Here is a 19,743-nt window from a genome sequence, read left to right as displayed (position 1 = left end):
GCTTCGTCCGGCCGCACCCGCGGTGCCCAGGGGAGAAGCCAGCCAGGACCGCTCATCGCGGAATCCGCAATAATGGCCGTCCCTCGTGAACGACCCGTCGACGATCGCCATCGCGGGTGCCGGCCCCGCCGGACTCTCCGCTGCGACCCTCCTCGCGCGGGCCGGGCGGAGGGTCGTCGTCCACGAGAAGAACGCCACGGTCGGGGCCCGCTTCGTCGGCGACCTGCAGGTCATCGAGGACGCGTCGGACCGCCAGGAGAACGTTCCGGCCATGTTCGCGCGGCTCGGGCTTCCGCCGCCCGCCTGGGTCCCGGCGACGAGGGCCGAGTTCTTCGACGCGAAGATGCGGCGCTTCGAGATCGCCTCGAAGGAGCCGTATGCCTGGTTCGTCACGCGGGGCCCCGGCGAGGGGACGCTCGACACGACGCTCCTGGCCGGAGCGCTCGGGGCCGGGGCCGAGGTCCGGTTCCGCTCGCGGCTCGAGCCGGCCTCCGCCGACCTCGTGGCGATCGGGCCGCAGACGCCCGACGGCCTCGCCCGCGAGCGGGCGTTCGAGACCGACGGGACCACCCGCGTCCGCGTCCTCTACGACCCCTCGGTCGCTCCCGGCGGCTACGCGTATCTCTTCACGATCGGCGGTCGCGGGACGTTCGGCTGCGCGATCGTTCGCGACCTCGGCGGGATCGACCGGTACTTCGAGAAGGCGAAGGAGAAGCTGCTCTCCGTCGACGCGGTCCCGATGGAGGGAAGCCGCGACGCCTACTCCTTCATGAACTTCGCGCTCGCTCCCGAGCCGTGCCGGGACGGACGCCCGGCGGCGGGCGAGGCGGGGGCGTTCCAGGACTACCTCTTCGGCCTCGGGATGCGCTACGCCATCTCCTCCGGCGCCCTCGCGGCCGAGGCGCTCCTGACGGGAGGCGACTTCCCGGCCCTGGCGCGGGAGAGGTTCGGGCGCCGGCAGCGCGTCTCGCTCGTGAACCGGTTCCTCTACGAGGCGGGAGGCGCCTTCGGCCTCTCGCTCTTCGCGCGCCTGGCGACGCACGTGGACTTCCGTTCGGTCCTCGCCGCGTTCTACCGGCCCGGCCCCGTCCGCCTCGCGCTGGCGCCGCTCGTCGCCGCGCTCTGGCGCAATCGCGGTCGCTGCGCGCACCGGCTTCCCCCGCACTGGTGCCGCGCGCGGGAGCGCGAGATCCGCGCCCCCGAGCTCGGGAGGATCGGGTGAGCGCGGCGCCGGCCGGTCGGGGCGTTTCCGACCTCTCGTCGGCCCACCGCGCGAACCGCAAGCTCACGCACCAGGCCGGCGCCAACTTCTCCGTCGGCTTCCGCTTCCTTCCGAAGCAGCGGCGGCAGGCCGTCTACGCGGCCTACGCCTGGTGCCGCGCCGCCGACGACGCCGTCGACGAGGGAGACCCGGCGGGCGCGCCGGAGCGCCTCGACGCGTGGGCGAGGGAGCTCGACGCCGTCTACGGGGGAAGTCCGTCGAGCCCGGCGGGGATCGCTCTCGCCGAGGCGCTGCCGCGGTTTCCCATACCGAAGGGAGCGTTCGAGGGGCTCCTCGCGGGCTGCCGCCAGGACCTGGTGACGTCGCGTTACGCGACGTTCGATGAGCTCCTCGGCTACTGCGACCTCGTGGCGTCCACGATCTCGACGATCTCCCTCGCGATCTTCGGCGGTCTCGGAGACGAGCGCGCCGAGGCGCGGGGCCGGGAGCTGGCGACGGCGCTGCAGCTGACGAACATCGTGCGCGACGTCGGCGAGGACGTCGCGCGCGGCCGCGTCTATCTCCCTCTCGAGGACCTCGACCGCTTCGGCGCGCGGGAGGAGGACCTCCTCGCGCTGCGGGCGACCCCCGCCCTCGGCGAGGTCGTCCGCTACGAGGCGCGGCGCGCGATCGGTTTCTTCCGCGCGGCCGAGCCGGTGAAGGAGCTCGTCGACCGTGACTGCCGCTTCGCCGTCACGATGATGGGCGGCATCTACGCGGAGGTCGCGCGGGACGTGCTCGCGCACCCGCTCGACACGCTGCGGCGCCGCATCGCGCTCTCCACGCCGCGCAAGGTGCGCGCCGTCCTCGTGCGACTCCTCGACCGGCGCTTCGACCGCGTCTCCGACTGACCCGTCCCGATTGACGCGCGCCTCCGGCGGGAACTAGAGTCGCGGCGATGGCTCTGGACGAGAGGACCCGCGCCGCGCTCCGCGAGCTGGGGAACGCCCTGAACGAGGCGGTCTCCTCCTCGTCGCGCGTCCACGAGATCCTGCAGCGGATCCGCGAGGAGGGAAACGAGGCGTATCTCGTCCTCGACGCCACCGTCGCGCTCGAGAAGCGCGGGCACAGGGCACAGGCCGCGCTCCCGTCCATCCGCCGTGGGGGCGTGCCGGCCCGGCGCGAGGAGACCGAGAGCGCCGGCTTCAAGATCGACGTGAAGGACCTCCACTTCCTCCGCTCGGTCGGGATCGACCCGACGCGCGCGCCCCGCGCGCCCCGGGGCCGACGCCGTCCGGGGAACACGGTCACGCTCCGCTCGACCGTCGCGAAACGGACCTGAGCGCCCGTGCGTTCCGCACACCGCGAGCCCAGAGGCACGCCTGCCGCGCCTTTCTCTTGAAGACACCCCTCCTCGGCCTGTCCCTCCCCCAGCTCGCGCAGGCGATCGCCCCCGTCGCGCCCCAGCGTTTTCGCGCCGCGCAGGTGATGCGATGGATGATCGAGCGCCGCGCCGACGGCTTCGCCGCGATGACGGACCTGCCGACGGCCGCCCGCGCCGCGCTCGAGGAGCGCTTCACGGTCGGGCTCCCGGAGGTCGAGGCGCGGACGCCGTCCGAGGACGGTGCGGAGAAGTTCCTCTTCCGCCTCGCGGACGGCGCGAAGGTGGAGGCGGTCTACATTCCCGCGCCGCGCCGCCGGGCCTCGGCGGGGGGCGAGCGCGTCACCGTCTGCGTCTCCTCGCAGGCGGGCTGCGCGGTGAACTGCGCGTTCTGCGTGACGGGGCGGCTCGGTGCGGGGCGGAACCTGACGGCCGGGGAGATCCTCGGCCAGTACATCGTCATCGCGCGCGAGAAGGCCTTCGGCCCGCGCGAGGCCAACGTCGTCTTCATGGGAATGGGCGAGCCGCTCCTGAATCTGGCGAACGTCTCCGGGGCCCTGGACCTCCTCGAGTCCGAGGTCTCGCCGAGGAGGACGACCGTTTCGACGGCGGGCGTCGTTCCCGGCATACGCGAGCTGGCCCGGAGGGAGCGCCGGCCGAACCTCGCGGTGTCGCTCACGGCCGCCGGGAACGCCCTTCGGACGCAGCTGATGCCGATCAACGCGCAGTGGCCGGTCGAGGAGCTCTTCGCGGCGCTCGAGGATTGGCCTCTCGAGCCGGGCCGCCGGATCACCTTCGAGGTCGTCCTGATCGCCGGCGTGAACGACTCTCCCGCCGAGGCGCGCGCGCTCGCCCGCCTCGTGAAGCGCGTCCCGTCGAAGGTGAACCTCATCCCGCTCAACGAGTCTGCCGAGTGGCTGCCCGGCCTCTCCCGCCCGTCGCGGGAGTCCGTCGACGCGTTCGGGAGCCTCCTCGCCTCGTCGGGCGTCGACGTCACCGTCCGCTGGTCGAAGGGGCTCGGCGCGGCGGCAGCGTGCGGCCAGCTGAAAGGACGGGAAGCACCCGGTCGGCTGCTGCGCATTCCGTCGCCGTCCGTGCGATCCTGAGGCGACTTCGGAACCAGGAGGCCCCATGTCCCTCGTGCCCCGTACGATCCTCGCCACCGCCCTCGCGCTGTCTCTCTTCGCGACACAGGCCCTCGCCCAGCAGGCCGCACCCGCGCCCATGCCCCCGCCCGCGGCGACCCCCGCGCCACCGACGCCCTCCGAGGTCGCCCGCGGTGCGGGGAAGAAGCTCGACGCGTTCCAGGCGAAGGAGGCCCGGGCGGCCCTGGAGCCTCTCGTCTCCCAGGCCGCGGCGAACGCCGACGTCGCGATCGCCCTCGGGCGCCTCCTCGAGCAGGAGCGGAAGTACGACGAGTCGGCGGCCGTGCTGCGCAAGGCCGCCCAGGCCGCTCCCGCCGACCCGCGCGTCCCGCTCTGGCTCGGGGAGACGCTCCTCAGGGCCCGGAAGACGGGCGATGCGGACGCGTCCTTCAGGAAAGCCGCCGAGCTCGCCGCCGCGGCGGCCGCCGCCCGGCCCGACGACGCGGCTGCGTATCTCGTCCAGGGGTCGGCGCTCTCGCGTCTGCGCCGCTACGAAGAAGCGATGACGGCGCTCGGGAAGGCCCGCGAGCGCGACGGCGGAAGCCCCGAGACCCTCTACCAGATGGGTGCGACACGCGCTTTCCAGCAGAAGTGGACCGACGCCGTGGCGCTGCTCACCCAGTCGCTCGACAAGGACACGGGGATGGCGCTCGGCTACTACTACCGCGCCCTCGCGCACGAGAAGCTCGGGCGCAAGGACCTGATGGTCGTCGACCTCGACCGCTTCGTGAAGGTCGCACCGACGGCCCCCGAGGCCGAGCGGGCGCGCGCCCTTCTCGCGGCGGCCGCCCGCTGACGGGACCGCGCGGAGGGGACGTGTCGAGCGCGCCGCCCACCCAGGTTCCGTTCCCGAATCTCGTCGCGATGATGGTGCGCCGGTCGGAGAGGGTCTCCGACCTGATCTTCTCCCCGGGCCGGCCGCCGCAGGTCGAGCTCCTCGGAAAGCTCGAGCCGGTGCCGGCGCCCGGCTGGGAGATGCTGACGCCCGAGGTGACCGCGGCCATCGCCCGGCACCTCGTCGGCGACAACGCGACGGCGCAGAAGGCCCTCGTCGACGACGGCGCCGCCGACGTCGCCTACTCGATTCCGGGCTTCTCGCGCTTCCGGGTCAACGTGTTCTTCCAGCGCGGGAGCCACGCCATCGTCATGAGGGTCATCCCGGTCCGCGTGCCGACCTTCGACGAGCTGAAGCTGCCGCCGGCCCTTCGCGACATCCCGGGGCTGAAGAACGGCATCGTCCTCGTGACGGGACCGACGGGCTCGGGGAAGTCGTCGACGCTCGCGGCCGTGGTCGACCTGATCAACGACACGCACGCGGTCCACATCGTCACGATCGAGGACCCGATCGAGTTCGTCCACGGGCACAAGAAGGCGACGATCCACCAGCGGGAGCTCCACCGCGACTGTCCCAGCTTCTCCCGGGCGCTGCGCTCGGCGCTGCGGCAGGCGCCGAAGGTGATCCTCGTCGGCGAGATGCGGGACGCGGAGACGATCGAGATCGCGCTGGAGGCGTCGGAGACGGGCCACCTCGTCCTCTCGACGCTCCACACGACCGACGCGGCCAAGACCGTCGACCGGATCATCGGGGTCTTCCCGAAGAGCGAGGAGCAGGTGATCCGGACGCGCCTGGCGAGCTCGTTCCAGTTCATCGCGTCGCAGCGGCTCCTGCCGCGGGCCGACGGTACGGGACGCGTCGCCGCCATCGAGATCCTCCGCTCCAACTCGCGTACGCGCGACTACATCGAGAAGGGGGGAGGCGACAACGAGGGCAAGTCGCTCCTGGACGCGATGCGGGACGGCGGAAACGACGGGATGCAGTCGTTCGACCAGGTCATCGAGCAGCTCATCCGCAGGCGGGTCGTCACGCTCGCCACCGGCCTGTCGTACGCGACGAATCCCGGGAACCTGCGGATCGAGCTGGCGGACCTCCAGGGCCAGGCCTGAAGCGAAGCGCTCGCGGCCTTCGTGCAGCCGCGAGCGCTCCGGGGTCTCGGGGCGGGGCGGTTACTTCGCCGGGGCGTCCTGCTTCACGAACTCGAGGTCGAGCTGGATCGTCACGTCGTCGCCGACGACGAGGCCGCCGCCGTCGAGGTTCTTGCTCCAGTTCACGCCGAAGTCCTTCCGGTTGATCTTCCCGGTCGCGCTCGCGCCGACGACGGTCTTCCCCCACGGGTTCTTCACGGGCGCCGTGTACTCGACGTCGAGGACGACCGGCTTCGTCACGCCGCGGAGCGTCAGGTTCCCCGCGACCTTCGCCGTCGTGGCGGAGGACTTCTCGACCTTCGTCGAGGTGAACGTCATCTGGGGGAACTTCGCGGCGTCGAAGAAGTCGGCCGTGCGAAGGTGTTCGTCGCGCTTGGCGTCGCGCGTGTCGACGGAAGCGACCTCGATCGTCGCGGAGATCTTTGCGGTGGTCGGATCGGCCGGGCTCCCGTCGACGCTCGCCGTGAACTTGCCGAAGGCTCCTTTCACGTTCGAGACCATCATGTGACGGACGGAGAAGCCGACGGTCGAGTGGGACGCGTCGATGGTCCAGGACTCGGCGAGGGCGGAGAAGCTCGTCAGGCCGAGGACGGCGGCGAGGGCTACGGACAGCAGGTTCTTCTTCATCTAATCCTCCTGGGTCTCTTTCGGGGCGAACCCCGGTGCGTTGCGATTCGACGTCCTTACGCCCGGAACGTCCGGACGGATCGGTCGATCGGTTGCAATCGACGGGCCACGCCCCATTCCGCCGGGAACAGGCCAGGACCGATCAGTCGGAGAAGGCGCGCCTCTCGAAACGAGAGGTTTTCAGAAGGCGTTGCCGAATCCGAAGTAGACCCTGTACGCCGGGTCGCCGGGCCGGCGGTCGAGAGGAACGGCGCCGTCGAGCCTCAGGACGCCGATGGGCGTGAGCGCCCTGAGGCCCAGCCCGAGCGAGGTCGCGAGGCCTTGCCCGAAGTCGCTCGACGAGGCCCAGACCTGGCCCACGTCGAAGAAGCCGACGCCGACGAGCATCGGGTGGAGGGGGACGCGCAGCTCCTCGTTGAGGACGAGAAGAGTCGAGCCCCCGGTCGGGAAGAGCCCGCCGCCGAGGTCTTCGCGGGGCCCGAGGCTCTCGGTCGGGTATCCCCGTACCGAATAGGAGCCGCCGGCGTAAAACCGGACGTCCGGGATCAGGACCTGCCCCTGGAAGGCTTTCGCGAACCCGAGCCGCAGCGACTGGGCCCAGACGACGGGGCCCGCTCCGAGGCCGAAGAGCGGACGGAAATAGCTGGCCTGCCCGTAGGCGCGGGCGTACGAGAAGCTCGACCCGAGCCAGTCGCCGCTCGTCTCGAGGTCGAGGGTCGCGAGGAGACCCCGGGTTCCGAGGAGGGGGTCCTCCCGGTTGTCCCAGACGAGCCCGCCGCCGACGTACGGGTACTCGATGGTCACGTCGAGAGGAAAGAAGGGGTCGTCCTCGAAAATACGGGACGTCCGGTACCTCCCGTACAGCCGGGCGGAGAGACCTTCGGAGAGGGTTCGCGAGAGCTGCAGGGAGGCCTCGCTCGTGTCGGTCTGCCGGTCGCTGAAAAGGCCCTCGCGGAACGTCCGGCGCCATTCGTACCACCCTTCGACACCGACCCCGAGGAGCCCCTCGGGAAGACCCCCGAACGCCCGGACGGCCCTGTCGTCGGGATCGTAGAGGCCGCGCAACCCGAGCGTGACGCCGCGACCGAGGACGTTGCGGTCGACGGCATCGACGACGGCGGCGAGCCCGGAGTCGCTCTCCCAGCGGACGCCGTAGCCGAACGAGAACGGCGGGCGTTCTTCGGCCGCGAGAACGACGTCGACGCCGCCGCCCGGGCGCGGGACGCTCGAGGCCTTCACGCTCTCGAAGAGGCCCAGGGCGAAGACGTCCGCCTGCGCGCGGGCGAGGTCGTCCTGCCGGAAGACGCCCCCGGGCTCGAGCCCGGCGGCGCGCTGGGCCCAGCGCGCGCTCGTGCGTGAGAGCCCCTCGACGGAAACCGTCCCGACGCGCTCGGCGGGGCCGGCCTCGACGGTGAAGACGGCGGCGATGCGGGGCGGGTCCTCGGGCGTGGCGGGGGAGAGCTCCACCCGAACGCGGGCCTCTGCAAAACCGCGCTCGCGAAGACCGTCCTCCATGGCGAGGGCCGAGAGCGAAGCCTTGTCGGCGTCGGCCGGCTCTCCCGGGGAGAGCAGCACTCGCCGCACGAGGTCGCGGGCCTCCTCGTCCCCAACGCCGCGGACTTCCACGGAGTCGACCAGGGACGGAAGGGAAGGGTCCAGGTCGACGGTCAGGGTCCCGCCGTCCTCGGAGAGATCCCGCCGGACGAGGGCGCCGTTGGGATAACCGAGGGCGCGCAATGCCTGCACGAGCCGTCCGTCCGCGCTCGGGAGGCTTGCCGCCAGCTCCACGCGGGCCAGGGGTGTGCCGAAGCGCCGGGCGAGCGAAACCGCCTCCGCAGGGGAGACGCCCGTGAAGGAGATCCGGGCGATGTCGACCCGTCGGCCGGCCGACACGGCGACGACGACGCGACGGCCTCCCGGCGCGTCGGTGGCGCTTGCCTCCGTCCGTGGGTCGAGGTGCCCGAGGGCGCGCAGAGCGCGGCGCGCCTCGAGGCTCATCTCCTCGAGCGCGGACGTCTCGAGGATCCCGGTGCGATAGAGGCCGGCAACGGCGCGGCGCGATGCGGCCGGCAGCGGATCGCCCTCGAACTCCACGACGACCCGCGGGCCGGGGTCGAGGGACGCCTCGACGTCGACCCGCCCCGCCTTACGCGACGGAACGGTTCTCAGGAACACCTGGGCCTCGGGCCAGCCCTTCCCGCGAAGCCAGGCCTCGGCGTCGATCTGGGCGTCGAAGAGGGCGTCGCGCGTCGCCGGCGCGCCGCGCGTGAGGCCGAGCGACGCGAGGAAGCCGCGCCGGGGAATGCCGTCCGGAGTCGAGGCCCGTACCGCGCCGAGGAGCGGCGCGTCGGGGTCGGCGCCTCGTGCGCGCGTTCCCCCGAGCTCGATGCGCTGCTGCAGCGTGCCGCCCCAGCTCCCGTCGTCGTCGGTGAAGAGCTGGAAGCCGACCGGAGGGAGCCTCCTGAGACGGTGCACGTCGACGACCCACGTCTGCCTCTGCGCGTTTCGGAGGTCGAAGGACGCCGCGAGCGTCACGTTCCGCGAGAACTCCCGCGAGAGCGTGAGCCGCGCGGTCGGGTCGGTCTCGCCGAGGACGAACACGGGGCGCGCCGAGACGGCGACCTGGCCGAGGGCCTGGCCGAGCGTCGACGCGAGGCGCGCGCTGTAGTAGCCCGCGAGGCCCCAGGCCAGCCTTGCGGCGGCATCCGCCTCTCCGCGTGCGCCGGTCCCTCCCTGCCGGAAGGACTCGAGCGTCGACTCGAAGACGTCGCCGCTCGCGCGGCGGGCGACGACGCTGTCGTCCTGGAGCGAGGAGGTCGTGACGAAATCGAGACGCGGATCGGTGGCGGGGTTCCCGGTGTAGGTGATGACGCCCTTGTCGACGCGGAAGGCCTGACCGTAGGCGAAGACCAGACCGTTCTTCCCGACGTCGATCCGGCCGCGGACGACCGGCCGCCGGGCGGTGCCCGTGACCTCGAGCCGGCTCCAGGAGGCGGACAGGTCGGCCACGTTGTTGCGGATCCTCACCCCGGAGGCGGTCTCGATGCCGATGTCGAGCGCGAGCGTGTCGAGGAGGGATTTCTCGGTCCCGGTCGCCTCGGGAGGAGCGAGGACGCGCGCGAGGATCTCGCGGTCGAGGTCGATGTCCCTCTCGAGAAGCCCGCGGTCGAGCGTGACGGTCCCGGAGATCCTCCTCGCGTCCTCGATCACGTCGAACGTCAGCTCGCCCGAGAGGGTCGCGGCGAGGCCGTAGGCGAGGCGGTACCGCACGTCGGCGAAGAGGGCCGTCAGCGTCGTCCCGCCGCCCCGGTACCAGCCGCCCGAGAGGAGGAGCGGACCGCCGTTGAGGAGCGCCTCGCCGCGGGTGAGCGAAGCCGTTCCGGGCGTCAGGTCGGCCTCCAGGAGCGGGTCCCGGATCTCGGTCGGCCAGGCCAGCGGCCACGAGAAGCGCGAGCCCTTGCCGTCGAGGAAGACGCGCCCCTCCAGCGCGTCCGGCGGTCCCGCCACTTTGGCCTCGAGCGCGATCTCGCCCGAGGCCGCTCCCCCCGCCAGGAAAGGGGTGAGGAGCGCCGCGTCGGCCCGGCCGCCGGCCGTCACGGCGACGTGCGACACGAGCCCCGCGAGGGCCGCGCCAGGGCGTGCGCCGGGCACGAGGTCGGCCGAGGCGGAGAGGAGGAACGACGTCCGCTCCCCGTCGACGGTGACCGGCTCGAGAGAGAGCCGGCCGCCCTCGAGGGTGACGCGCGCCGTGCTGGGAACGGCGAGCCGGCCCGCGGGCGTCTCCAGGGACGCGCCTTCGAGCTCGACCGTCGCGGTGCCGCCGAACGGATCCGCCAGGGGGATCGTCGCGAAGACGCGAAGGTTGCCGGAAACGGGGACGACGTCGGTGCCCGCCGGAAGGGACGCCGCGAGAGCGCAGGAGTCGAAGCCCGGCGCATCTAACGTCAGCTCGAGCGGTCCCTCGGGAAGGCCCGGCGGGAGATGGGAGGCCACGGCGGGAACGTCGCGCAGGGCACCGAGCGGGAGGCGCGCGGAGAGGGCCGCTTCGAGACCCGGCCGGCCTGCACGCGGAACGTCGAGCGCGAGGACACCGTCGCGCAGGAGGGCGTGCGCCTCGGCCGAGAGCTCCCCCGCGGAAACGAAGGCGTCGAGGTCGGCGTCGCGGAAGGCTTCCGTGAGGGAAACGCGCCCTGAGGCCTCGAGGTGGGCGAGGCCGGACCCGGCCCCGGGCACCTCCGGGCTGGTGGCGGCGAGATCGACGATCCGCAGCTCCCGGCCATCGGCCTCGAGCGTGGCGTGGAGCGCCTCGAGGAAGGGCAGCTCCTCGGCGAGACAGAGGCCGGCTGCGTCGAGGGTGACGCGAACGTCCCGCTGTTTCGGACCCAGCGTGAACGTGGCGTCGGCCGATGCGAGCCCGGTCGCGCCGGGACGGACGGTGCCGATCGAGAGGCCGGATGCCGAGACGGTCCCTTCGACCCGGCGGCGGCCGGCGTCGGCGACCGCGCGGAACGACAGCGAGCCCCCCCGTGCCGGGTCGAATGCCCCTTCGGCGTCCAGCCGCAGCGCGCGCAGTGGTCCCGTGCCCTCGACGTCGAGCCGGATTCCTCCTCCGAGGTCGACTCCTTCCGGAGCCGCGACCACGAGCGAGGGGAAGAGCACGTGCAGCTCGGCCCAGGCCTCGGCGAGGTCGGGTGCGAAGACGCGGAGCCGTCCGTCGGCGAGACGGCCCGACGCGAGGCCCGCGAGGGTCGGCGCCCGGAGGCTTCCCTCCGCGCGTCGCTCGCCGGGAGAGTCGGGGAGGAACGTCGCTGCCAGGTCGAGCGTGGTCACGCCGCGGGACTCGAGGCGGCCCTTGACCGTCGCGAGGGACTTTCCAGCGCGGGAGAGCGACAGCTCGGTGTCGACCGAGAGCGGGAGCGGGTCGCCCCGCCCGTGCCTCGCCGTCGCAGTGCCGTCGAGCTCGGTGTCGGCGATGCCCCAGCGGGTCCGCGTCGCCTCGTCGGCGATCCCGTCGAGAAGTCCGTCGGGGAGGCGCGCGGCCCGGAGCGTCCAGGTCCCGGCGCCCTCGTCGAGATCGAATCGACCCTCTCCCTCGATGCGCCCGCCGGGCTGCAGATCCGTCCGTGCCGCCTCGACGAAGAGAGTCTGGTCCTCGAAACGCGCCTTCACGGTCACCGTCTCGAGGGCGACGTAGGGGGTCTTCACGTCCTTCCCGTCGACGGCCAGGGTGGCCGAGAGCGCGGAGCGGCTCCCGCCGAGATCCGCCACGAGGTGAAGCGTTCCCGTGGTCCCCAGCTCGGGTGCGACCTTCGCGGTCTCTGCGCTCACCTCGGCGTGGAGGGCGATCGGCGCCTCGGAGGAGAGGCCTGCTCCGCCCCAGGCCGACGCGGTGAAACCCTCGCCCGCGAGGTGGAGCGCCGTGAGCCCGATCTCTCCGGCAGCGCTCAGCGAGAGCACGACGTTTCCGGCCGCCGTGAGCCGGAGCGGTCCCGGTCGATCGACGACGACGGCGGGGAGGTCCCCCTGCAGGCTGAGCGTGCCGCCGTGGAGGTTTCCCTTCAGCCCCGCGTTCTCGAGCCTCGCTTCCAGCGCCACCTCCCGAAGAGAGGCCGGGAGCGGCCCGGACACGAACGACGCGATTTCCACGCGGATGTGGTCTATCTCGGCCGTGGAGAGAAACGTCAGGTCTCTCGCGGACGCGCCCCGCGACGCAGGGAGCGGCGCCGAGAGGTCGATGCGGACCCCTTCGGCGACCAGGTGCCGCACGTGGAGGCGCCGGCGGAACCCCTCGCCCACGTCGATCTGGATCTCGGCCTCTTCGGCCGTCAGGAACGGACGCGCCCCGAGGACTGCTGCGCCGACGCCGCGGAGGACCAGGCGCCCCCGCAGGGGGTCCATCTCCACCGTTCGTGCGTAGAGGGCGAGACCGGTCGCATCCTCGGCCCGCCTCAGCGCCGTCGCGAGGAGGCGGGCCTGCACACCGGGTCGGTAGAGGAGGAAGAGGAGCGCCGCGGGGGATAGGAGCGCGACGACGACGAGCGCCTTGATCGTGGCGCGCCGGGCGCGGGACCGGGGAGAGTGGATGCCGCGCGCCATCCTTCGATTCTAGGGTCTCGATCCGGCGGGGATCCGGGCGCCGCGCGGCCCTAGAATCACCGGCGGCTCGGGGAGGACGAAGTGATGCCGGAGAGGAACAGGGGCGGCGCGGTCCGAAGGATGGCGAGGGCGGCGGTCGCGGTGGCGCTCTTCGCGATCGCGGGTCGGGGATCGGCCGCCGAGACGTGGCTCTACCCCGTCCTCCCGCAGAGCGTGATGAAGGCTGCTCCTCCGGCGCGCCGGGGGGCCCGCCCGGCCCGCCCGGCCGTCGCGGCGACCCCGCTGCCGTTCCCGACCACCCTGTCGGGAGAGAGCTCCTTCGTCGAGCTGACGACGGGAGCGCGCTTCCCGGAGCCCGGGAGCGCGGTTTCCCCCGAGAGGATCGACCGGTCGTTCGTGAGGCTCGGCGCGGGGCGGCCCATGCCGCTCACCTCCGCGAAAGCCGACGGCCCCGTGACGCGACTCGAGGCGACCTGGGCGGGGCAGGGCCTCGCGACGCTCGGAATCCTGCTGGCGCCCGAGGCGCGGACGGTGGAGGCCGCGGAGTTCGAGGCGTTCCTGCGAGATGCGGGAGCGACGGCCGCGATCGCCGAACGGACGAAGAAGAAAGAGACGAAGAAAGCCGCGAGGATCGTCGCGGTGGAGGGCGCCCGCGCGTTCGCGGGAGTCCTTGCGCCACCGCGCTCGGCCTCGCCCGCCGACCCGGCCGCCGGAACGGACGAGCCCCTCGGTCTCCCGCTCGAGATCGTCGCGAGGGTTCCGCCTCTTCCTCTCCGCGCAGGGACGACCCTGCCGGTTTCGGTCTTCCTCGACGGGAAGCCCGCGCCGGGAGCCGTCGTCAGGGCCTGGGCGCCGGGGAAGGAGACGCCGGCGGTCGTGGAGGCCGACGCGCACGGCGTCGTCTCGCTCCCTCTCGAGAACGAAGGGCGCCTCCTCCTCGCCACGGCCGCCGTCCGCCGCACGGGGAAGGCCGACCGCGCCCGGGGCGAGGCCTGGAAGAAAGCGGACTGGGAGGTGCAGCAGTCCACGCTCGCGCTCCTCGTCCTGCCGCGGGCGCCCGCGCCGTCGCCCGCGCCGGGGAAAGCCCCGACGAAGAAGTCCGCCGCCCCGAAGCCGAAGCCGCGCTGAGGCGCGTCCGCCTTCCTGCTCAGCGTCGGGCAGAGACTCCGCGCGCGAGCCGCGCGACCCCGTCGCGGAACGTCTCCCCGGGCGGCAGGAGCGAGACGACGAGGAACGCCTCCCGCGGGAAGTCGAAGAAATAGCCGGGGTGGACGAGGAGGTCCTCCTCGTCGAGGAGGCGGAGGACGAGCGCCTCCTCGGGCTCGATCGCAGGAAGCCTCAGGACGGCGGACCAGCCGGCGGACAGCGGCGAGACCGTCGTCTCGGAACCCCCCGAAAAGGCCTGGGTCAGCGCGGCGTGGTTTGAAAGGAGACGGGTGCGCAGGGCGCGGACCGCCTCGTCGCCCCACGCCAGGAGTCCCGGGAGCGCGAGCTGGACGGGCGTGGCGACGGAGAGGTACGCATCGGCGATCCAGGCGAGCCGCTCGAGCGCCTCGGAGAGGATCGGGGCGGGCCCGTTCGCCAGGATCCACCCGAGCTTCAGCTGCGGCAGGGCGGCGGACTTCGAGAGGCCGCCGAGGGAGAAGACGAGCGCCTGGCCCGCCGTTCCCTCATCCGCCGCGGCGACGTGCACGTCGCCGGCTCGGTCCTCGAAGCGGAAGTCGAGGAAGACCTCGTCGGAGACGATCGCGAATCCACGCCGCGCGGCGAGCGACGCGAGCGCTCCGAGCTCGGCGCGGGAGACGGACGTGCCGGTGGGGTTGTTCGGGTTCACGACGACCACCGCGGCGACCCGTCGCCCGGCCGCGACGACCCGGTCGGCCGCCTCCTCGACGAGGCTCGCGTGGACGGCCCAGCGATCCTCGGCGGGAAGGCGGTAGCGGACGAGCTCGACCCCCTCGAGCGCGGCGAGGGCGTCGAGGAGCGGGTAGCTCGGAGCCGGCACGAGGACGGCGTCTCCCGGCGCGGCGAGGAGCTTGAAGAGCCAGCCGTAGGCCTCGCTCGACGACGCCGTGAGGACGATCCGCTCCGGATCGGCCGCGACACCCCGGTTCGCGTAGTACCCCGAGACCGCCTTCCGCGCGGAGAGGAGGCCGCACGGATCGGGCGAGTAGAGCCCTCCCCGCGGGTCAGCGAGAAGGGCCAGGGCGGGCGAGGCGCCGACGTCGAGCCCCGCCGTCGTCGGATTCGTGGCCGTCAGGTCGAGGACCGGCCGGGGGTGTGTACCGAGCGCCCTCGTCAGCCGGTTCCAGGCGCCGGGCGGAGGGGTTCTCGTCGAGAACATCCCGCGGAGGTTACCCTCGCCGGTCCCTCCGGAGGGCGCGGGTAAACTCTCGCGCCATGGGATCCATCGCCCCGACGATCACCCCCGGCCTCCTCGCCGAGCACAAGCTCACCCCGGAGGAGTACGACCGGATCCTCGCGGCCCTGGGCCGCGAGCCCAACCTCGTCGAGCTCGGCATCTTCTCGGCCCTCTGGAGCGAGCACTGCTCCTACAAGTCGTCGAAGGTCTTCCTCCGCGACCTCCCGACGACGGGAAAGCGCGTCGTCCAGGGACCGGGCGAGAACGCGGGGGCGGTCGACATCGGCGACGGCCTCGCGGTGGTCTTCAAGATGGAGTCGCACAACCACCCCTCCTTCATCGAGCCCTACCAGGGGGCGGCGACGGGGGTCGGCGGCATCCTGCGCGACATCTTCACGATGGGGGCGCGGCCCATCGCCGTCCTCGACCCGCTCTTCTTCGGTGATCCGGGCGCGCCGCGGATGCACGGCCTCATCGACGGCGTCGTCCGCGGTGTCGGCGGCTACGGCAACTGCATCGGCATCCCGACCGTCGGCGGGTCGACGTTCTTCCACCCGACGTACAACGGGAACATCCTCGTGAACGTGATGGCGGTCGGCCTCGTCCGCCACGACAGGATCTTCAAGGCGAAAGCCTCGGGGGTCGGCAACCCGGTCCTCTACGCCGGCTCGAAGACGGGCCGCGACGGCATCCACGGCGCTTCGATGGCGTCCGACGTCTTCGACGACGAAAAGGCCAAACGCCGCCCCACGGTCCAGGTCGGGGACCCGTTCGCCGAGAAGCTCCTCCTGGAGGCGGTCCTCGAGGTGCTCGAGGGCGACGCCGTCGTCGCCATCCAGGACATGGGGGCTGCGGGTCTCACGTCGTCCTCCTTCGAGATGTGCGCGCGCGGCGACGTCGGCATGCGCCTCGACCTCGACCGGGTCCCGATGCGCGAGGCCGGAATGACGCCCTACGAGCTGATGCTCTCCGAGTCGCAGGAGCGGATGCTCCTCGTCACGAAGAAGGGGCGCGAGCGCGAAGTCATCGAGGTCTTCGAGAAGTGGGGCCTCGACGTCGCCGAGATCGGCGAGGTGACGGGGGAGCCGCGCATGGTCCTCCACTGGCACGGCGAGGTCGCGGCCGACCTGCCCGTGGCGCCGCTCGTCGACGACGCGCCCGTCTACCGCCGTCCCTGGACGCTCGCCGAGCCGCTCGCGCCGATGGAGGGCGCGGTCGACCTCTATGGCGCACCCGACGAGAGGACGGCCCTGCTCGTCCTCCTCGCCTCTCCGAACCTCTGCAGCAAGGCCTGGATCTGGCGACAGTACGACCGGAGCGTGAGGACGAACACGGTGTGCGGACCGCCGGGAGACGCGGCCGTCCTGCGCGTGAAGGGAACGAAAAAGGGGCTGGCGCTCACGGCCGACGTCAACCCGCGCTACTGCTTCGCCGACCCGATGCGCGGCGCCGCGCACGCCGTGGCCGAGGCGGCCCTGAACGTCGCCTGCACGGGCGCGCGGCCGCTCGCCGTCACCGACTGCCTCAACTTCGGCAACCCCGAGCGGCCGGAGATCATGGGCCAGCTCGCCGCGGCGGTGAAGGGGCTCTCCCTCGCCTGCCGTGCGCTCGAGACGCCGGTCGTCTCGGGCAACGTCTCGCTCTACAACGAGACCGACGGCGAGTCGATCCTCCCGACGCCCACCGTCGGGATGGTGGGCCTCCTCGAGGACGTCGCGCGCGCGGTGCCGCACGCCTTCGCCGCCGAGCACGACGTGGTGGCCCTCTTCGGCGAGACCCGCGACGAGCTGGGGCGCAGCGAGTACCTCGCCACCGTCCTCGGCCGCGACGAGGGTCCCTGCCCCCGTCTCGACCTCCTCGGCGTCCGCTCCCTCGTCGACCTCCTGTGCGACCTGGCGACCGACGGGCTCCTCTCCTCGGCGCACGACGTCTCCGAAGGCGGCCTCGGCGTCGCGCTCGCCGAGGCGTGCATCCCGAACGGGCTCGGAGCCGACCTGAACGTCGAGACGGCGCTCCTGCCGACGGTCTACCTCTTCTCCCAGTCCACGCCGCGCGTCGTCGTCTCCTTCCCTCCGGGCAACGAGAAGATCGTGCTCGAGGCGGCCCGGCGGCACGGGGTCCCGACGGCCTTCCTCGGGCGCGTGACGAAAGACGTCCTCCGGGTGAGCGTGAGCGGGAATGCCGTCCTCGACGTTTCCGTTTCGACTCTCAGGCAGGCCTCCGAGGAGGCCTTCGAGAGAATGATGGAGACGACCGCATGAAGATACCCCGCCTCGCCCTCGCCGCCCTCGTTGCTGCAACGACGCTCGCCCTCGCGGTCCCCGCGCCGGCAGAGAAGCCCGAGGCGCCGAAGATCGGCGCCGCCGCCCCCGACTTCACCCTCCCGCCGGCCGCCGGCGGAGCGCCCGTGGCCCTGAAGGACCTCCTGGGCAAGAGCAAGGCCGTGGTCGTCATCTTCGACGCGACGAAGTGCCCCTACGCCATCGGCTACAAGGGGCGCGTTGCGGACATGGGGAAGGAGTACGCCGGCAAGGGCATCACGTTCGTCACGATCAACAGCAACAAGACGGAGCCCGCGGCCGAGGTCGCCGAGGACGCGAAGAAGAACGGCTTCGCGTTCCCGGTCCTGAAGGACGAGGGGAACAAGGTCGCCGACCTCTACGACGCCCGGAAGACGCCCGAGATCTACGTCCTCGACCCGAAGGGGACGCTCCTCTACCGGGGGCGGATCGACGAGACGCACGAGGACCCGAAGAACGTGAAGTCGCCCGACCTCAGGAACGCCCTCGAGGCGATCCTCGCGGGCAAGCCCGTCCCCGCGGCCGAGACGAAGGCCTTCGGCTGCTCGATCAAGCGCGTCTGAGGTGAACCCTTCGCGGACCCCCGCGCGCGCGAGGAGGGCGGCCGCCGCCTTCCTCGCCGCGCTTTCCCTCGCGGCGCTCCTCGTCGAGGCGGCGCCCGCCACCGCCGAACCGGTGAAGCTCCTGAAGCCGGAGGACTACCAGAGCCGGATCGTGGCGGGGCGCAAGGGGCGGGTCCTCCTCGTCAACTTCTGGGCCACCTGGTGCGAGCCGTGCCGCGAGGAGATGCCGCACCTCGTCGCGGCGGCGAAGAGGTTCCCCGCCAAGGACCTCGCCGTCGTCCTCGTCTCCCTCGACTCGCAGAAGACGGGGCCGACGCAGGTGCCGAAGTTCCTCAAGGAGAAGAAGGTCCCGTTCGTCTCCTGGCTCGCGAAGACGCGCGACCCGCAGGATTTCATCGATACCGTCGACCCGACGTGGGACGGCTCGCTGCCATACACCCTGGTCTACGGGCGCGATGGAAGGATCGCGACCCGCCTCCCGGGCCTGCAGACCGAGGCCTCGTTCACGGAGGCGATCCGGAAGGCCACCGGCGCGAAGTGAGGCGCCGCCCGCTTCTCGACGCCCTCTTCCTCGACCGCGACGGGACCCTCATCGCCGAGCGGGGCTTCCTCGCCGACCCGAAGGGCGTCCGCCTCGCGCCGGGCGCGTCGGCGCTCCTGGCGCGATTCGCGGCGGAAGGGACCAGGCTCTTCGTCGTGACGAACCAGTCGGGCGTCGCACGCGGGCTGACCCGCTGGGACGAGGTGAACGCGGTGAACGCCGAGGTGGCGAGGAGGCTGGCGGACCGCGGCGTCCCGATCGCCGGCTGGCTCGTCTGCCCGCACCACCCCGAGGGGAAAGTGAAGGAGTACGCGGTCTCGTGCCGCTGCCGCAAGCCGGGGACCCTCCTCCACAGGCGCGCGCTGCGTCGGCACTCCCTCTCGGCCGCGCGGTCCGCCGTCGTCGGGGACAAGTGGGACGACGTCGGCGCCGGGCTCACGCTCGGCGCCTTCGCCGTCCACCTCCTCTCCGGGCACGGGCGCGAGCAGCGCGCGGCGGTGCGGGAGAAGGGCGGGGGGCGTGTGATCCTCGCCGGGGGGCTCGCCGACGGCCTCCGGAAGCTGAGGGCCGCGGCCCAGGAGAGGGGACGATGACGAGGCGCCCGCGCGAGACCGTGACGACCTACCCCATCGCGACACGATCGTTCAAGGTGAAGACCGCCGACTTCGCGGCGCCTCCGTCGACGAGCGGCTCCTTCGAAGACTTCTGGAACGGCCTGCCGAAGATCCTCGCCGCCGAGTCGCTCCGGAAGGTCGCCGCCGCCATTCACGCCGCGAAGGGGAAGGGCAAGCCGGTCGTCCTCGCCTTCGGGGCCCACGTCCTGAAGACGGGGCTGGGGCCGGTCCTGATCGACCTCGTCGAGCGCGGGTTCGTGACCGCCCTCGCCACGAACGGCGCCAGCGGCATTCACGACTTCGAGGTCGCCTTCCACGGCAGGACGTCCGAGGACGTCGGCGCCGTCCTCGAGACGGGCGAGTTCGGGATGAGCCGCGAGACGGGCGAGGGGATCTTCCGCGCGCTGCGCGCCGGGCGGAAGAAGGGCGTCGGCTACGGCCGCGCGCTCGGCGAGGCGATCCTCCGCGGCCGCCTCCCGTACCGCCACCTCTCCCTCTTCGCCGCGGCGGCGAAGGCGGACGTCCCCCTCACCGTCCACGTCGCGCTCGGGACCGACACGCTCGTCCAGCACCCGGGCATGGACGGCGCGCTCGTCGGCGAGATGTCGGTCCGCGACTTCACGACGATCCGGCGGGTCATCGCCGGGCTCGGCGGCGGTGGGGTATGGATCAACGCCGGCTCGGCCGTCATCATGCCGGAGGTCTTCCTGAAGGCTCTCTCGATGGCCCGCAACCTGGGGAACGACGTGAGGGACTTCACGACCGTCGACCTCGACATGATCCGACACTACCGCCCGCACGAGAACGTCCTGAAGCGCCCCGTCCTCTCGGGCGGCGCCTCGTACGCGATCACCGGCCACCACGAGATCCTCCTGCCGCTCCTGGCGCAGGCTCTCGTCCTGGGGTTGGAGGAGGGGAAATGACCCCGAC

The 19,743-nt window shown here is 72.4% G+C and carries 15 protein-coding genes; 12 read left to right on the top strand and 3 right to left on the bottom strand.

Annotated elements, in window-relative coordinates; all coding sequences use genetic code 11:
• The first annotated feature begins 85 nt into the window (after window positions 1–85).
• The 6 genes from IPN03_17460 to IPN03_17435 all read left to right on the top strand — a co-directional run bounded on the left by IPN03_17460 (window position 86) and on the right by IPN03_17435 (window position 5,671).
• Window positions 86–1,222 carry an NAD(P)-binding protein gene (locus IPN03_17460; GenBank protein ID MBK9375451.1) on the top strand — a complete coding sequence of 379 codons (1,137 nt, stop codon included), beginning with the start codon at window positions 86–88 and terminating at the stop codon, window positions 1,220–1,222.
• Complete coding sequence (locus IPN03_17455; protein ID MBK9375450.1) at window positions 1,219–2,112, top strand: phytoene/squalene synthase family protein; 894 nt, start codon at window positions 1,219–1,221, stop codon at window positions 2,110–2,112. The genes IPN03_17460 and IPN03_17455 overlap by 4 nt, the downstream gene beginning before the upstream one ends.
• A gap of 47 nt (window positions 2,113–2,159) precedes the next feature.
• The gene (locus IPN03_17450; protein MBK9375449.1) at window positions 2,160–2,543 is read left to right on the top strand and encodes a hypothetical protein; all 384 of its coding nucleotides are present in this window, start codon (window positions 2,160–2,162) and stop codon (window positions 2,541–2,543) included.
• A gap of 56 nt (window positions 2,544–2,599) precedes the next feature.
• Window positions 2,600–3,688, top strand: a complete 1,089-nt coding sequence (gene rlmN, locus IPN03_17445; GenBank protein ID MBK9375448.1) for a 23S rRNA (adenine(2503)-C(2))-methyltransferase RlmN — start codon at window positions 2,600–2,602, stop codon at window positions 3,686–3,688.
• A gap of 25 nt (window positions 3,689–3,713) precedes the next feature.
• Entirely contained in the window at window positions 3,714–4,523 is an 810-nt protein-coding gene (locus IPN03_17440) for a hypothetical protein (GenBank protein MBK9375447.1), read from the top strand.
• A 68-nt stretch (window positions 4,524–4,591) separates the two neighbouring features.
• Window positions 4,592–5,671 (top strand): PilT/PilU family type 4a pilus ATPase, encoded by a 1,080-nt coding sequence (locus IPN03_17435; protein MBK9375446.1) that lies wholly within the window; start codon window positions 4,592–4,594, stop codon window positions 5,669–5,671.
• Between the two features lie 60 nt (window positions 5,672–5,731).
• On the opposite strand, the gene IPN03_17430 is transcribed toward IPN03_17435, so the two are convergent.
• Window positions 5,732–6,337 (bottom strand): polyisoprenoid-binding protein, encoded by a 606-nt coding sequence (locus IPN03_17430; protein ID MBK9375445.1) that lies wholly within the window; start codon window positions 6,335–6,337, stop codon window positions 5,732–5,734.
• Between the two features lie 180 nt (window positions 6,338–6,517).
• Entirely contained in the window at window positions 6,518–12,433 is a 5,916-nt protein-coding gene (locus IPN03_17425; protein ID MBK9375444.1) for a translocation/assembly module TamB domain-containing protein, read from the bottom strand.
• An 84-nt stretch (window positions 12,434–12,517) separates the two neighbouring features.
• Between IPN03_17425 and IPN03_17420 the strand changes: the two genes are divergently transcribed.
• Window positions 12,518–13,561 (top strand): DUF4198 domain-containing protein, encoded by a 1,044-nt coding sequence (locus IPN03_17420; GenBank protein MBK9375443.1) that lies wholly within the window; start codon window positions 12,518–12,520, stop codon window positions 13,559–13,561.
• 19 nt (window positions 13,562–13,580) lie between these two features.
• On the opposite strand, the gene IPN03_17415 is transcribed toward IPN03_17420, so the two are convergent.
• On the bottom strand, window positions 13,581–14,777 hold the full coding sequence (locus tag IPN03_17415; protein ID MBK9375442.1) for a pyridoxal phosphate-dependent aminotransferase: 1,197 nt from the start codon (window positions 14,775–14,777) through the stop codon (window positions 13,581–13,583).
• A gap of 56 nt (window positions 14,778–14,833) precedes the next feature.
• Between IPN03_17415 and purL the strand changes: the two genes are divergently transcribed.
• The 5 genes from purL to IPN03_17390 are packed head-to-tail and all read left to right on the top strand — an operon-like array spanning window position 14,834 to window position 19,736.
• The gene (gene purL, locus IPN03_17410) at window positions 14,834–17,056 is read left to right on the top strand and encodes a phosphoribosylformylglycinamidine synthase subunit PurL (protein MBK9375441.1); all 2,223 of its coding nucleotides are present in this window, start codon (window positions 14,834–14,836) and stop codon (window positions 17,054–17,056) included.
• On the top strand, window positions 17,053–17,658 hold the full coding sequence (locus IPN03_17405; protein ID MBK9375440.1) for a thioredoxin family protein: 606 nt from the start codon (window positions 17,053–17,055) through the stop codon (window positions 17,656–17,658). Before purL ends, IPN03_17405 begins: the two co-directional genes overlap by 4 nt.
• A gap of 1 nt (window position 17,659) precedes the next feature.
• Entirely contained in the window at window positions 17,660–18,199 is a 540-nt protein-coding gene (locus tag IPN03_17400) for a TlpA family protein disulfide reductase (protein MBK9375439.1), read from the top strand.
• Window positions 18,196–18,792, top strand: coding sequence for an HAD-IIIA family hydrolase (locus tag IPN03_17395; protein MBK9375438.1), 597 nt, complete (start codon window positions 18,196–18,198; stop codon window positions 18,790–18,792). The genes IPN03_17400 and IPN03_17395 overlap by 4 nt, the downstream gene beginning before the upstream one ends.
• Window positions 18,789–19,736: a hypothetical protein gene (locus IPN03_17390; protein MBK9375437.1), complete on the top strand. Its 948-nt coding sequence runs from the start codon at window positions 18,789–18,791 to the stop codon at window positions 19,734–19,736. Before IPN03_17395 ends, IPN03_17390 begins: the two co-directional genes overlap by 4 nt.
• Window positions 19,737–19,743: the final 7 nt, after the last annotated feature.

It is taken from the genome of Holophagales bacterium (assembly GCA_016719485.1).
GTDB lineage: Bacteria > Acidobacteriota > Thermoanaerobaculia > UBA5066 > UBA5066 > UBA5066.
This window is presented reverse-complemented; position numbering and strand designations above follow the sequence as displayed.

What these genes read in the sequence shown, in the direction of transcription:
- IPN03_17420 (MBK9375443.1), top strand. Translation starts at nt 12,518, where the DNA reads ATGCCGGAGAGGAACAGGGGCGGCGCGGTCCGAAGGATGGCGAGGGCG.
- IPN03_17440 (MBK9375447.1), top strand. Translation starts at nt 3,714, where the DNA reads ATGTCCCTCGTGCCCCGTACGATCCTCGCCACCGCCCTCGCGCTGTCT.
- IPN03_17425 (MBK9375444.1), bottom strand. Translation starts at nt 12,433, where the DNA reads ATGGCGCGCGGCATCCACTCTCCCCGGTCCCGCGCCCGGCGCGCCACG.
- IPN03_17390 (MBK9375437.1), top strand. Translation starts at nt 18,789, where the DNA reads ATGACGAGGCGCCCGCGCGAGACCGTGACGACCTACCCCATCGCGACA.
- IPN03_17435 (MBK9375446.1), top strand. Translation starts at nt 4,592, where the DNA reads ATGATGGTGCGCCGGTCGGAGAGGGTCTCCGACCTGATCTTCTCCCCG.
- purL (MBK9375441.1), top strand. Translation starts at nt 14,834, where the DNA reads ATGGGATCCATCGCCCCGACGATCACCCCCGGCCTCCTCGCCGAGCAC.
- IPN03_17430 (MBK9375445.1), bottom strand. Translation starts at nt 6,337, where the DNA reads ATGAAGAAGAACCTGCTGTCCGTAGCCCTCGCCGCCGTCCTCGGCCTG.
- IPN03_17450 (MBK9375449.1), top strand. Translation starts at nt 2,160, where the DNA reads ATGGCTCTGGACGAGAGGACCCGCGCCGCGCTCCGCGAGCTGGGGAAC.
- IPN03_17415 (MBK9375442.1), bottom strand. Translation starts at nt 14,777, where the DNA reads ATGTTCTCGACGAGAACCCCTCCGCCCGGCGCCTGGAACCGGCTGACG.
- IPN03_17405 (MBK9375440.1), top strand. Translation starts at nt 17,053, where the DNA reads ATGAAGATACCCCGCCTCGCCCTCGCCGCCCTCGTTGCTGCAACGACG.